Annotated in this window: 7 protein-coding genes; 2 read left to right on the top strand and 5 right to left on the bottom strand. The window is 43.6% G+C overall.

Features of this window, described 5'->3' with window-relative positions; translation table 11 throughout:
* Window positions 1–9: 9 nt before the first annotated feature.
* The 3 genes from HUW48_RS23920 to HUW48_RS23910 form a co-directional block, all read right to left on the bottom strand.
* Window positions 10–1,542 carry a SusD/RagB family nutrient-binding outer membrane lipoprotein gene (locus HUW48_RS23920; protein WP_182413328.1) on the bottom strand — a complete coding sequence of 511 codons (1,533 nt, stop codon included), beginning with the start codon at window positions 1,540–1,542 and terminating at the stop codon, window positions 10–12.
* A gap of 19 nt (window positions 1,543–1,561) precedes the next feature.
* Complete coding sequence (locus tag HUW48_RS23915; RefSeq protein ID WP_246343598.1) at window positions 1,562–4,900, bottom strand: SusC/RagA family TonB-linked outer membrane protein; 3,339 nt, start codon at window positions 4,898–4,900, stop codon at window positions 1,562–1,564.
* 207 nt (window positions 4,901–5,107) lie between these two features.
* Window positions 5,108–6,331: a FecR family protein gene (locus tag HUW48_RS23910; RefSeq protein WP_182413326.1), complete on the bottom strand. Its 1,224-nt coding sequence runs from the start codon at window positions 6,329–6,331 to the stop codon at window positions 5,108–5,110.
* 320 nt (window positions 6,332–6,651) lie between these two features.
* Between HUW48_RS23910 and HUW48_RS23905 the strand changes: the two genes are divergently transcribed.
* Together HUW48_RS23905 and nhaA are read left to right on the top strand one after the other, a co-directional pair.
* On the top strand, window positions 6,652–9,426 hold the full coding sequence (locus HUW48_RS23905) for an outer membrane beta-barrel protein (RefSeq protein ID WP_182413325.1): 2,775 nt from the start codon (window positions 6,652–6,654) through the stop codon (window positions 9,424–9,426).
* Window positions 9,427–9,593: 167 nt separating this feature from the next.
* Window positions 9,594–10,763, top strand: coding sequence for a Na+/H+ antiporter NhaA (nhaA, locus tag HUW48_RS23900; protein WP_182413324.1), 1,170 nt, complete (start codon window positions 9,594–9,596; stop codon window positions 10,761–10,763).
* A 494-nt stretch (window positions 10,764–11,257) separates the two neighbouring features.
* On the opposite strand, the gene HUW48_RS23895 is transcribed toward nhaA, so the two are convergent.
* Complete coding sequence (locus HUW48_RS23895) at window positions 11,258–12,919, bottom strand: DUF5597 domain-containing protein (protein WP_182413323.1); 1,662 nt, start codon at window positions 12,917–12,919, stop codon at window positions 11,258–11,260.
* A gap of 145 nt (window positions 12,920–13,064) precedes the next feature.
* Window positions 13,065–14,345: a PQQ-dependent sugar dehydrogenase gene (locus HUW48_RS23890; protein WP_182413322.1), complete on the bottom strand. Its 1,281-nt coding sequence runs from the start codon at window positions 14,343–14,345 to the stop codon at window positions 13,065–13,067.
* Between the last annotated feature and the right edge of the window lie 206 nt (window positions 14,346–14,551).

The raw sequence follows: 14,551 nt of genomic DNA, 5'->3' as shown, positions 1-14,551 counted from the left end.
AATGCATTTTTATTTATCCCACCAGATGCGGGTTAAGAAAGTATTACCCCCTAAGCGATTTACAGCTTCCTGCAGATTCTCTGGGTTTAAGCTTTCTTCAATGGTTGGGTATAACATGCGCCGGAAAATAGTGGCATTAGTAGCATTACCCGGAACATTGTTCGGAACTAAAGCCGGATAGCCCGTGCGCCGCCAGTTGGCAAATACTTCCTGCGAATCAGGGAAAAGTGAGGCCCAGAACTGTGTATGAATTTGCTCCATTTGCTGCTCTAAAGTACCAGCAGCATTGTAAGGATGGCTGGCTAAATAAGTAGTAATTTGTGCATCGGAAATAAGGCCGGCGCCGCCCCATGCGCCCCATTGTTTCATGGCGGAACGCACCCCGTTGTTATATAATTGTTCCGGAGTTTCGCCGGTATACCAGCTCCGCAAAGCGGCTTCGGCGAGTAAGAAATTCATTTCGGCGCTGGTCATAAGTAAAACCGGTGTATCTAAGCGCAGCAAAGTGGCTGGGTTCGGTTCGGAATACGTTACAAAATCGGCGGGTTTGGTTTGGAAATTCTGCGGCATGCCTTTTTGAATAGCGGCCGTAGTATCGGGTTTGCCATTTACCCAAACTACCGAAAGTACTCTTAAGCGCGGGTCGTTATTGTTTTGTAAATAGTTGATGAACGTATTGGCATATTTACCGCCTTCGCGGTTGGTGCTGCCATTGGCCGCAGAGTAATCGCTGGAAAGGTAAGAATTGGCTAAGGGGTTTTGATTGATCGCCTGGCCGCCGGCCACGAATAGTACTTGCGCAATATCCGCATCGTTTACGATTACTCCGCCCGCAATGGCTTTTCTCACCCAGGCTTCGGCCAGAGTTGGGTCTACTTTGGTCAGGCGCATGCCCAGGCGTAACATCAGGGAATAACCAAATTTTTTCCATTTATCAATATTGCCGCCGTAAATAACATCGGCATTACCAAAAGTTGGTTTAGAAGCATCAAACTGACTGGTAGCTTCTTCCAGCTCTTTCAGCATGTCTTTGTAAATATCTTCCTGTTTGTCGTATTTCGGTTTTAATATTCCTTCGCGGTAACCCAAACCAGCCTGGGTGTACGGAATGTCGCCGTATAAATCAGTAACTCTATGGAAGCTGTAAGCCCGCCAAATGCGCGATGCTGCCAGTTTATTACTATTATTCGGGTCGTCTTTAATGCTTAAAATAACATCGGTAATTTCCTGAATTTCGTTGGTGTAGGCGCTGGTAAATACGCCGTAAGGCGCCGAGCCTTGGAGGAAAATGTATTTAGAACCAAAACCGGCTACTTCGTTAAAACTGGTGGTGTACTGCATGGCACCATCGGCGCCGCCCAGCCGGTTGCGGGTACCGTCGTACAAAGCTTTACTGAACATAAATTCCGGAACTACTTTTTCGTAAGCGTTCGGATTCACGTTCATTTCTTCAAATCCATCGTCGCAGGCTGTGACTAAGCATAAAGAAGCGCAGAGACTAAGGCTATATATAAAGGAGGATAATTTGCTATTTATTTTCATGATGATTACTCGCTAAAAATTAAAATCTAACCATAAAATTCACACCCATGCTGCGGGTACGGGGCAAACCAAACGATTCAAAACCCTGCGCATTACCGTTGGTAAAGCTGGATTCCGGGTCGAAGTTGTCGGTTTTGCGGTATAGAATGGCCAGGTTACGCGCCACAAAAGAGATAGAAGCGTTCTGTAACTTGAGTATAGGAATTTTATTGGCCGGGATATTATAGGTGAAAATTACCTGACGAAGCTTCACGAAACTACCATCGTGTAAAAACACATCGGAGTAATTCTTGTAATTATCATACCATACCCGCAAATCTTTTACAGGTACCGTACGCGAATAAGGAGCACCTTCCGGGGTTACGCCATTAACTTCTAAGCCATTTTCCCGGCCGGGTAAAGTCATTTTAAGCAAACCCATCCGGATCCCGTACACTTCCATCATCGAGAAAACTTTGTTGCCAAACTTTCCGTCGAGCAACACATTTAAAGAGAAGTTTTTATAAGTAAACTCGTTGGTTAAGCCCATGGTGAGCGGGGCTACCCCGTTACCTAATTGTTTTAAAGGCGAGCGTACCGGAAAGCCTGATTTCGGGTCGAAAATAATGTTGTTATTTTCGTCGCGGGCCATGGTATAACCGGTAATTACCCCGTAAGGCTGACCTACCGTGCTGTTTACGTTGGCGTAGTTATTTACCGTAGTAGCCATCTGAATGGTGTTTAAGCCTTCGGCTAAGCGCACTACTTCGTTTTTGTTATAGGCAAAATTGTAGCTGGTATTCCATGAGAAATTGTTGGTTTTAACCGGTGTACCGGTAATTAAAGTCTCAATTCCTTTATTGTACATTTCGCCCACGTTTAAAATTATGTTCTCGAAACCGGAAGTAGGGCTAATAGCGGTAGAAACAATATCATTGGTGGTTTTGCGGTTGTAAAGTGTTACATCTAAACCTAAGCGGCGTTCAAAGAATTGTAAATCCAAGCCTACTTCGGCGGTAGTAGAAGTTAAAGGACCTAAAACCTGGTTAGAAATGGTAGTGCTGGTTACGTCCTGCAAGGGCACGGTACTGCTGGGAACCATGCTGTACGATAAATTAATCTGGTACGGATTAGGTCCGCCGCCGCCAACCTGCGCCCAGGAAGCTCTTAACTTAGCTAAGCTAATGGCCCGGGGCAATTGCAGCGCCTGTGATAAGATAAAGCTACCACCAACCGATGGATAAAAAACACTGTTGTTCTTCGGGCTTAAGGTCGAAAACCAGTCGTTTCGACCAGTGAAAGTTAAATACGCAAAACCTTTGTAATCTAAATCTACGGAACCGAATAAGGAATTAGTAGCGGTTTCGGAAAAACTCTGCGATTGGGTGGTATTGGTTAAGTTAGAGAAAGTATAGAAAAAAGGAATAATAAACTGGTTACCCGCTAAATTATAGCTCCGGATGTAATTATTACGCCGGTTAGCACCGGCTAATACATTCAGACCAAAGTTTTCGCTAAGATTGGTGTTGTAGTTGGCGGTGACCATGGCGTTGGTTTCACTCGATTCGTTGGTGAACTGGCTCATTTCGCCTTTGCTACCCGTGGTATAAATAGTACCGGTTGGAATAGTCGATTCGAAGTTGTAGTTACTAAAATCGCGGGCTACCTGGCCTTTGATGTATAAGTTGTCGAGCAAATTAAACTGGATGCTGGCCTGACCGATAAAGCGGTTTTTGCTATCGTTATTCTGAAATTTATTTACTACAAAGTAAGCGTTGGTAGCTACGCCGGCATCGTTCCAGGGAGTTTCCATGCCGTTGGCATCGTAGCCCGGTCTTAGCCACCGCATGTCTACGGTGTTGGCAATCATGTAAGGCGTCCAGTTGGGGTTACCGGTAGCATCGCCGGCACTAGGGCGATTATGGGCTTTTTCGTTGTTGTACTGGGCTAAACCTTCAATGGTAATTCTTTTGCCAATTTTGCTGTTTAAACTTAAAGTGGCGTTTTTGCGGTCGTAAGTAGAATTAGGAAGAATGGCTTTGCTGTCGAGGTCGGATAAAGAAAGCCGGAAATTTAAAGCTTCGGTGCCGCCGTTAAAAGCCAGCGTATTAGTAAAAGTTTTACCAGTCTGGTAGAAATTTTTAATGTTATTTTTCTGAGCTACGTACGGGTGGGTTTTGCCATCGGCTGCAATAAAATCAGAGCCATCAATCTTAGCTCCCCACGACCAGCGGCCCGTTTGAATCGCCTGCGAAGCATCGGCTGGTTTCCGGCCTTCCAAGCCCTGGCCGTATTCGTATTGCCAATCCGGGAAAACAGAAACGTTCTCGGCGGTAAAGGTAGAATTATACTGCACGCCAATACCTTGCTGCGCCCGGCCTTTTTTAGTGGTAATTAAAATAACGCCGTTGGCGGCCCGGGAACCGTACAAAGCCGCCGCCGTACCACCTTTTAGCACGGAAATACTTTCTATATCGTCGGGGTTAATGCCGGCAATACCATCGCCGCGGTCTACGTTGGTGCCACCTCCGTTGGTAGTAGCGCTACCACCTGGCGTAGAGTTATCCAGGGGCATACCGTTAATTACATATAAAGGCGTGTTAGAACCAGCCAAAGAACCATTGCCCCGGATAATTACCCGGCTGGAACCACCCGGGCCCGTAGATAAACCCGTAGCATTTACCCCGGCAATTTTTCCGGTTAAAGCATTGGCAAGGTTGTTTTCGCGGGCTTGGGTAAATTCATCGCCTTTTACTTCGGATACCGAATAAGCTAAGGCTTTCTTTTCCCGGGAAATACCTAAAGCCGTAACCACTACTTCGTTTAAAACCTTTTCATCGGCGGCCATGGTAACGGTAATTTCAACCCGGCCATTTACTGCTACGGTTTGGTTGGCATAGCCAATGTAGGAAAAAATTAAACTGGCATTTTCCGGGACATTAATCGAAAAATTTCCAGAAGCATCGGTTACGGTACCTTGGGAAGTGCCGCTTATCTGAATGCTCACACCGGGTAAGGGTTCCCCTTTTTCGTCCTGAACTTTTCCTTTTACATCAATATTTAATATTGCTGCTTTCGGAGGAGCGGCTTTCGCCCGGATAATAATAGTTTTATCCAGCAAGGTATAGGTAAGGGGCTGGCCTTCCAGAATAGAGCTTAGTGCTTGTTCCAGGGAAACGGCTCTTAAATTTAACGTTACCGGTTTGGCCGTTTTTAACAGTTCGTTGTTGTAGATAAATAAATAGCCACTCTGCTTATGAATAATTTCAAAAACTTTTTCCAGCGAAGTGTTTTTCTCTGAGATAGAGATATTCTGGGAATTTGCTTTTGCACTTACTTGCAGAAACGCAACGGTTAGCAGCATTATAGTAAGTTTCATAATAATTAATTTTTTGAAAGAGTACAAATAGAGGTTTGGTAAGCTCTTGCCGCGTCGATTTACTTTCATAAATTTGCTTAAGGATGAATAAAAGATTTAGTACAGGGAAATATTAAGTCTAACAGATTAGTCCGGTTAAGGCCAGCCGTGCGCCAACACGGCTGGCCTTTGTTTTAAAGACTTATCTATTAGGTAGTATCTTCTGTTTTAAGGCAGTATAATTACTTTTTTGCCTTCTATTTTAAAGTTTAATTTTCCGGATAATTGAATCATTTTTAGTACCTGGGCAATGTCGTTTTGCTGCGAAATAATGCCGGTAAAATGCTGATTACGGATAGCACCTTTAAAACTAATTTCTATCCCGTACCATCTTTCCAGTTGTCGCATAATCGTTTTTAAATCTGTGTTCTGGAACTGAAACAAACCTTTTTTCCAGGCAACCGCAGCGTCTACATTTACTTTTTCTACTTCAATGGTTTTTCCGGCTTTGGCCTGGTAGCCGGGTTTTATAATGGTATGGCTGTTGTTGTTACTAATTTTAACCGAGCCTTCCAGCAAAGTAGTATTAATGGATTTTTCTTCCTGGTAAGCCATCACATTAAAATGAGTGCCCAGCACTTCTACCGTGGTATTATTAGCCATTACTAAAAAAGGTTTATGTTTATCTTTGGCTACTTCAAAATAAGCTTCGCCGCTTAGCTCTACCACGCGGTTTTTCTTTTTAAAAGAATTCGAAAAACTTAAGGTCGACGAAGCATTCAGCCACACCTCACTACCATCGGGTAAAGTTATTTTATATTGACTGCCCGCCGGAGTAGTTAAAGTATTTACTCCACTTTTATCGGTATTATGAATGGCATCAGGCGAAAAAGAAAAATGCAATTCTGTTTTGTTTTTTGTAATCCGGGCACCGTTTTTATTCCAGATAATGCCATTCTGTTGGTTCTCCAGATCAATGACCGAGCCGCTTGCTAAAAGAAGTTGCGCCTTATTTTTTTTAATTTTTGTAGCAGGAGTTACTCTTTTGGGCTTTTCAGCGATACTTAAATTTGCTTTATTATTGGTGTTCTGGTTAAAATAAATTTTTTTAAAAGCAAAAGCTCCCGCCAGGCAAACGAGTAGAAGAACCGCCGCGTATTTCAGGTATTCGGTGTTGCGCCAAAAGCTAATGTCCTTTTTTGAATCACTAAGCTGCGGCGCTATTTTTTTCCAAGCTGCCGCCGTATCAACAGAACCAAAAAAGTCTAATTGTTCTTGTAGGGTATCTTCGTCTTTTAAGCTTTCGGCAAAGTGTCGGTTTGCTTCGTCCTCGGCTAACCATTGTTCCAGTCTTTCGCTTTCCTGGCTATTTAATTCACCTTGGTAGTAGCGCAAAATCAGATCAGCTTTTTCAAAAATATGCGGGTCCAAGGGATATTCCTTATTTTCCATAATTATTCTTCTGCTTGTAAAGACACCTTCCTGACCGGAAAGGGTGAAATAGCGCCTGGTTTATTTTTTAGACGCAAACTTTTTGAAAGTAGGCAGGTTCAAAAAAGTAAATTTAAAGGCGCAGGTAGGCAAGGGCAAGGAGAAAAATGTAACCTGAAGGAAGAATATTGTCCGGCTGTACTACAACTTACCTCTAATACGTAGAGGTGCTTCAGAATTAGTACAAAATTGAGCATTAGATTAGCCGGCCTTGACTGTATTTGATTTTTTCTCGTACTAACCCATAATCCTTAAACCGCTTACCATCTGTTTATTAAAAAATGCAAAAGTTTTTACTCCTGTTAATTTGTTCTCTAAGTTTTTTTCCAATTTATGCGCAACGTCTAGCGGTTTTTGGTTCGGTGCAGAGTGCGGCCGATAAAAGTTTTTTGCCCGGAGCTACTGTAATTCTAACCAAAGAAACCGATTCGGTTCCTATTATGGGCGGCACCACTGATGTAGAAGGAAAATTTAGATTAGAACCCGTAACTCCCGGTAAGTATATGCTGCGGGTGCAATTTATTGGCTTCTATCCTTTGGCTAAGTCCATCGAAATCGGGCAGACGTCTTTAAATATGGGCACTTTGGCTATTCAGGAGGAAGCCGTTACTTTAAGTGCTGTCGAAATTATTGGTCGTACGCCACCCGGAGAATTAAAAGGCGACACGGCTCAGTTTAACGCTGCCGCTTTTAAAACTGCCGCCGATGCCAGCGCCCAGGATTTAGTTCAGAAAATGCCCGGCATCATGATTCAGGACGGAGCCATTCAGGCACAGGGCGAAAACGTGCAGCAAATTTTAATTGACGGTAAGCCTTTCTTTGGTACCGATGTTAATACCGCTTTGCAGAACTTACCCGCCGATGTAATTGCCAATATTCAGGTATTTGATAAAAAAAGCGATAAAGCCGAACTAAGCGGTTTTGACGATGGCGAAAGAATTAAAACCATTAATATTGTTACTAAGCCAACCCGCAAAATAGGTCGTTTTGGCCGGGTATCGGGTGGGTATGGTTCCGATAACCGGTATCTGGCCGGAGCGAGCGTTAATTTTTTCAGCGACGACCGCCGCATTACCGTTACAGGGCTGGGCAACAATATAAATACTTTAAATTTTTCGGCCGATCCTAATTCCGGCGACCAAAGACCTCAAAATGGCATTATTACTTCCAACGCCATAGGATTGAATTACGCCAATAAATGGGGAAAAAAAATAGACGTTTCGGGCAGCTACTTTTACAATAATCGTCGCAATCTTACCACGCAAAACCGCTACCGCGACTACATTATTCCTACGGATGTAGAACAAGCCAGTGCCGACTCCGGGCAGGTATACACCGAAAATAGCCGTTCCAGGAACGTAGATGCCAACCACCGTTTTGCCATGCGCCTGGAATACAAAATAGACGACCGCAACCGCATCCTTTTTCGGCCGAACTTAAATTTGCAAAATTATGATTACAACTCGTATTTTCTGGGCCGTACCGATTACGATTTAGGAATTTTAAATCAAACGGAGAACCAGTCTAATGGCGACCAGTTGAACGGTGATTTTAATAATACGCTTTTGTATAGCCACCGCTTTTTAAAAGAAGGTCGCAGCATTACCTTTAATGTACGCAGCGGGTACCATACAGATGGCGGCGATAGCTACCGTTTAGCTACGAATACTTTTTACAACCCCGATAGCAGCCAGACTTTAAACCAATACACCAACCTGGACAGAAAAGGCTTTAACTGGGAAGGTGAAGTTTCCTACACCGAACCCATTGGTAAAAACGGACAGGTAGAGCTGGAATACGAAATTGGTAACCGCTTAAACGATTCAGATAAACGCACCTACGATTACCTCGAACAACTAGGCGATTTTTCTTTGCTTAGTCCGGGCTTGAGCAATACCTTTAACAATGCTTATTTAACGCAGGAAGCAGAAGCCGGTTACCGGTACAACACTGAAAAAATCAGGTTGCAGGTAGAAGCATCGTACCAGCAGGCTACCCTGCGGAATGAACAAGAATACCCCAGTGTGTACAACATTAACCGTACTTTTGAAAGTATTTTGCCAAATGCCCGCCTGGAATACCGGTTTTCTAAATCAAACAACATTCAATTAAACTACCGGGCCTCTACCAGCGCTCCTTCCATCAATCAGTTGCAGGATGTAATTGATTATTCGAACCCACTACAGGTAAGAAGAGGTAACACCGACTTGCAGCAATCTTACCAAAATTGGTTAAGGCTCGAATACCGGGCCCATAATCCGGAAACCAACAAATCTTTTTACGCGAACGTGCAGGGTACTTTTATCCAGGATTATATTACCAATAGCACCTTAATTGTAAGAGAACCCCTCCAACTAAACGAGAGTGTTACTTTGGGTCGGGGCGCCCAGCTTATCCGGCCGGTAAATTTAAATGGTTATTATGATGTTCGCTCTTACTTTAGCTACGGCCAGCCGGTTACTTTTATTTCCTCTAACGTAAATGTGAATGGTTCAATAGGTCGTACCCGGCGGCCGGGTTTAATTGATAATGATCAAAACATAGCCAACACCAGCAATTTCCGTTTGGGGTTATCTGTAAGTAGTAACATCAGCGAGAATTTAGATTTTACCGTTTCTACCAACTCCCGATATAATATTGTAAAAAATACCCTGCGCCCGAACATGAACAACAATTATTTTATGCAGAATACCCGCCTGCGTTTTAATTGGGTGTTTTGGAGGGGCTTTGTTTACCGTACCGATTTAAACCACCAGGCAAACGCAGGTCTTTCGGATATCAGCAACAACTTTTTGCTTTGGAACATGAGCGTAGGTAAAAAAATATTTGCCAATAAGCGCGGCGAAATTAATTTAAGCGTTTACGATTTACTAAAACAAAACAACAGTATCTGGCGCAACATTTCCGATGCTTACGTAGAAGACGTACAAACCAACGTGCTGCAACGCTACTTTATGCTCACCTTTACCTACAACATCCGCTACTTTGGCGTGGGAGCCAGCGAAAAAGATTTTGAAAATAAGAATAGCAACGGCAATAATCGTAGCCGGAATTAATCTGTTTTTAAATTTTTACCGGAACTGCGGACTTAGTACGCTTCCTATAGTATCAGTAAAACTTAACTTATTCTTTGTCAGACTAAATAGCGAAAGCATAAACCAGAAAGCCATGTGGCAGTGCCCGTAATTCCAGTTTTATCTGGTTTGTTTTCGTATAATAGATAATGGTTAAATTGATCAATCTTACCTCATTTAAAAAGTTTATTCAATCGGGTTCGGCCGGCGGTTTTTTGCTCTTAGCTTTTTTAGTTCTTTCGCTTGGCATTGCTAATTCTCCTTTAGGCCAACCTTTTGAAAATTTGCTCGCGCTTGAAATAGGTTATTCTTCAAGTCAGGTGCAGTTAAAGTACCCGATTCTGCTCTGGATTAACGATGGTCTGATGGCCATTTTTTTCCTGCTCGTTGGTTTGGAGATAAAGCGCGAACTAGTAGAAGGCGAATTGTCTTCTTTTAAGCAAGCTGCCTTACCGGTTTTTGCAGCCATAGGAGGTATGCTGGTGCCGGCAGCCATTTATGCTTTACTTAACGGCGGTACGCTTACCGCCAAAGGTTGGGGTATACCAATGGCTACCGACATTGCCTTTGCCATTGGCATACTTTCGTTGTTGGGTAACCGCGTGCCTTTATCGTTAAAAGTATTTTTAACGGCTCTGGCTATTGTAGATGATCTGGGTGCGATTCTGGTAATTGCTTTTTTCTATTCCACAGAAATGCACCCGGTGTACTTACTGTATGCGGCCGGAGTTTTTGCACTGTTACTGCTCTTTAACCGCTTAGGCGTTAAAAATATATTTCTTTACCTGATACCCGGGCTATTTATGTGGTATTTTGTGCACCACTCCGGGGTGCATGCTACTATTGCCGGGGTGCTCACTGCCGTAACGCTACCTACTACCCCCGATGCTACCGAATCGCCGTTAGAAAAACTGGAGCATGCCTTAACCAACCCGGTTAATTTTGTAATTATGCCTTTATTTGCCTTGGCTAACACCAACATCCGATTCGAAGCGGGCATGCTAGAAGGATTATCCAGTAATTTAGGTATGGGGATTGTGTTGGGACTAGTTATAGGAAAACCGCTGGGTATTACTTTATTGTCCTGGCTTTCGGTTAAACTCGGCATTAGCGCTTTGCCCCCGGATATAAAATGGGTGCAGTTGCTTGGAGCTGGTTTGCTGGCCGGAATTGGTTTTACCATGTCTATTTTTGTGGCCCTATTATCTTTCGACGCTCCCGAACTGCAAGCCGAAGCTAAATTTTCTATATTGGTTGCTTCCTTGTTAGCTGGTGTTTCAGGCTACTTATTTTTAAAAAAAATGTATAAAAGCTCCTGATTTACCTTGCCTTGATGCGATTCTGACTCATGTAATCCTGGGTTAAAGCTAACGCATTTTGTGTTTGTCAAATTTGCCTTTGTTAAATATCCTGTGACTTTCTTCTTAAAATTAGCCAGTTGGTGAACGAACAATTTACACAAGTACTTTACAAAGTAGTGAATTAGTTGTGGGGCAAGTCACGGAAGTAAATCCGCGCCATAGTAAGGGCTTTTTCTAATATCTCTATCCAGTAGAACCAGGCAATTAATAGTAACGGACATCAGTTTGGCTGTTGAGGGCCTTTTAGCGTTCTGGTGCTGCAGAGCAGCATGGCGCAACGCAGTGAGCCAAGGTTCGCTAAACCGCCTGAAAGAGCCGAACGAGACCTGCCTGCCACGAGGCAAAACTTGAAATATCAAACAAGTTAGCACCGCCGCCTGGAGACGGGAAAAGGCTTCATAGAAAAACAGTTATTAATTCAACTTGCATTCCGAAGATAACCACTTTCAAGTTTACCGTTCAAAATTTGGCTTAGTATCAAACTTATCCGATTGCAAGCCTTTTAATTTAACTTTTAAAATAACGCCTTCCGGCGTTAAAGTAGAATGATACACTTCGTCGCCGTTCCAATTCCGGATTTTCTGCCAAACGCTGTCTACATAGGTTCCTTCTTCCACGGCAATAAACTCCGCAGTAGAAAACCCCGAACCTAATTTGGGGCGGAACTGAAATTTAGTATCGAAACCCATTAAAATAAATTCGTTAGGGTTTAGCTCTCCTATGAGTACCCGGCCCGTCATTTCATTGCCGGTTTTGTAAGTAGGAAAACCATAAGTAAGCAGCAAATCATACTGGCTAAAGTGCAGCAATTCGTCGCCTAAACCATCTTCTTCGGCGGCGGCCTGTAATTTGCCCGTTCCTTGTAAAGAAGTAATGATAGGAATAGCCGGCCGAAGCAAGCGGTAATTAGCCGCAATACCCGCAAATTTAATATCGAGCTTTTCTTTATCGCGTTTGTCATTGGGGTCGGCGTGGAAAGGGTCGATGCCGTAAGGAGCGACGCCAATGGCATTATAATCGCCAAAAGCATAAAAATGAAAACGGGCGAAAGTAATTCCCCGACCGGTTTCCGGAATAAACAAAGCATTATCAGCCCTGCCGTACTTTTCGCAAAGGTCGCGGAATTGCATGTAATTGCGGTGGTAAATATCTACGGCCAGCAAATCAATGCTGGGAGCGGCTGCTTTGTAAATATCCAGCATGTTAGAGGTTGGTCCGCCGCTAGGATGCTCACCCGCTCGACCAAAGCGGTTTTCCCGAATCCAGGCGTTCACGTACATGGGTAAAGAGTATTCTTTTTTACCAGCCTCCGTGATGTAGTTAATGTATCTTGCCATATTGTAAGCCGAAAATGCTTCAGCGGCATCCGGCCCAAAAACCTGCTCCCAGGTACCAACTGGTTTCTTCAGGGCGGTAGTTAACGCCGCTGGCACCGGGCCTTTAAAAAGTTGAGTGGCTTCTGGTGAATAATCCCGGTCGGTACCTAACGAACCCGGTTCATTTTCCGGCTGCATCATGATTACGGTGCGGTAATTTTCATCTATCTGCCGGATGTGGGCCATAACTGCGGTAAAGGCGCGGGCATCGGCATCGCGGTTTTTAGTAGAAAGCGAGGAAAGAACTGCAATTGGGCGGCCGGTAGCATCCTGCATGCGCGGGTATTCCTGCGGATTTTCTTTTACCCAGGCGGGCGTATACTGCGATTGCCCGTTTTTGTAAGAAGCAAACCACAGCAACACTAAACGAATATTTTCACGCCGGGCATCTTTTATTAATTTATCCAGGTTAGTAAAATTAAATTTTCCGGGTTCGGGTTCTATCTGCTCCCAGTAAATAGGTACTTCTAAAGTGTTGCAGTTTAATTCTTTTAATTGAGGCCAGGTTTTATCCAGAATAGTAGGCCACCCGCTGGAATTCCACATTTGCGCACCTAAAATCAGGTAAGGTTTGCCATCTACCAGTAAGGTATGTTTCCCGTTCTCGGTTACTAGCCTCGGTAAAGGCAATGCTGACCGGTTACTGCTATTGCGCGTTTTCCCGGATTGGGCATTCGTAGTTAAGAAGTTGATTGAAAGAAGAAAAAGTACAAATGCTTTAAGGATAATTATTCGCATACGTATAACCTGAAACCTGAAAAGGATTAACAGAAAAAAACTTCTTTAAAAGTATACTGGACTTAATATTAAAGGATCACTCCCTACTAATCAGATATATTTCCCTCTAAAATAAGAAAGCCGCCCCAATGGGCGGCTTTCTTATTTACTTTTTGCCGGCGTATGTAATCCGGTAAATCGTGCCTTTTAAATCATCAGACACATACAAAGCACCATCCGGGCCTTGAGCCAAACCACAAGGACGGTGTTGAATGGGACCAGTGGGCTGCACTAAATCTACCCCGGCAAAATTATCAGCAAAAATTTCCCAATCGCCGGATGGTTTGCCGTTTTTGAAAGGTACAAAGGCTACCATATACCCCTTCTGTAACTCCGTTGATTTCCCGTGAAAGGCTATAAAAGCGCCGTTTTTATACCGGGCCGGAAACATAGTGCCTGTGTAAAATAACAAGCCATTAGGACCCAGGTGGGCCGGAAAAGCTACTACCGGATCCAGGGCTTTTTCGCCGCCCGTTTTTTTGCCGTCACCACCGTATTCCGGGGTAAGCATTTTCTTCTTTTGCTTGTGGTCGTAGTAAACATAAGGCCAGCCCGCATCTGCTCCCGGTGCTTTTAGTTCAAACATGGTTTCGGCGGGTAATTGCATCGATTGCTCCGGCGTATAATATTGCGGAAACTTATCGTGGAATTGCCCGCGGCCGTGCATCATCGCAAATAAAGAATTCGTGCTGGTATTCCAGTCCAAGCCTACTACATTTTTTAACCCGGTGGCATAATGCACGGCATCGCTGTAGCTCTGGTTCTTTTTGTTTGTTTTAAACTGCCAGATGCCACCTACCGAATCTAGTAGCGGACAAGGCATTATCCCTTTGCCGCTGTCATCGCGACAGGTTTCATCCGGTGAACCCACTGTAACGTATAAATTTCCTTTATTATCTACCGCAATTGATTTAGAAACATCGCGGGTTTTGGCTACCAAACCTTTAACAATTTCTTCGGGTTGTTCCGGCTGCATTACTTCTTCTTTGGCGTTAAGTTGATAGCGGTACACACCTGTATTAGAAGCCGAATACAAATAATTATTTTTAAGCGCAATGCCGGTGCCCGGGTAATTACCAATTCCGGTTTGCTGGTCCAAAAATCCGTCCTTATTGGTGTCGCGCAAATGATACAAACCTTTGCCGTCTTTCAGTTTAGACAATTTAACGTAAATATCGCCGCTCTTACTTACTACCAAATGCCGGGCAGCTACCAGGTCATCGGCTACAACAGTAGCCTTAAAGCCAGTTGGCAACTTTAAATTAGCTTGTTCTGTAGTTCTTTTAATTTTTTTTGCATCCAAATCCTCGGAGTTGTAAGCCGATAAGCAGGTAATGCCAGCTAAGAGAGTTAAAAAGTAAGTAGTTTGTAATAAAGTTTTTTTCATGAATTTGCTTTAACGGAATGGTATCCAAAATAATTTTGCAGCCTACTGCACTAATAAATTTCGTTAAAAGAATCAGTTTAACAAAGGCAGTGTTTTATAAATGCAATTCTTCTTTATTTAATTTACCAGGTTTAAGAACGAGCAGTCATTTATCAGCGTGCGCAATATATTATTTTGCCGGAGGAATACTTCCATTCTTCTAAAGG

It is taken from the genome of Adhaeribacter radiodurans (assembly GCF_014075995.1).
Classification (GTDB): Bacteria; Bacteroidota; Bacteroidia; order Cytophagales; family Hymenobacteraceae; genus Adhaeribacter; species Adhaeribacter radiodurans.
The sequence above is the reverse complement of the archived record's forward strand: the minus strand, read 5'-3'. Positions and strand labels throughout refer to the sequence as shown.

Coding starts and splice junctions, on each gene's coding strand:
- HUW48_RS23920 (WP_182413328.1), bottom strand. CDS start 1,542: ATGAAAATAAATAGCAAATTATCCTCCTTTATATATAGCCTTAGTCTC.
- HUW48_RS23915 (WP_246343598.1), bottom strand. CDS start 4,900: ATGAAACTTACTATAATGCTGCTAACCGTTGCGTTTCTGCAAGTAAGT.
- HUW48_RS23910 (WP_182413326.1), bottom strand. CDS start 6,331: ATGGAAAATAAGGAATATCCCTTGGACCCGCATATTTTTGAAAAAGCT.
- HUW48_RS23905 (WP_182413325.1), top strand. CDS start 6,652: ATGCAAAAGTTTTTACTCCTGTTAATTTGTTCTCTAAGTTTTTTTCCA.
- nhaA (WP_182413324.1), top strand. CDS start 9,594: ATGGTTAAATTGATCAATCTTACCTCATTTAAAAAGTTTATTCAATCG.
- HUW48_RS23895 (WP_182413323.1), bottom strand. CDS start 12,919: ATGCGAATAATTATCCTTAAAGCATTTGTACTTTTTCTTCTTTCAATC.
- HUW48_RS23890 (WP_182413322.1), bottom strand. CDS start 14,345: ATGAAAAAAACTTTATTACAAACTACTTACTTTTTAACTCTCTTAGCT.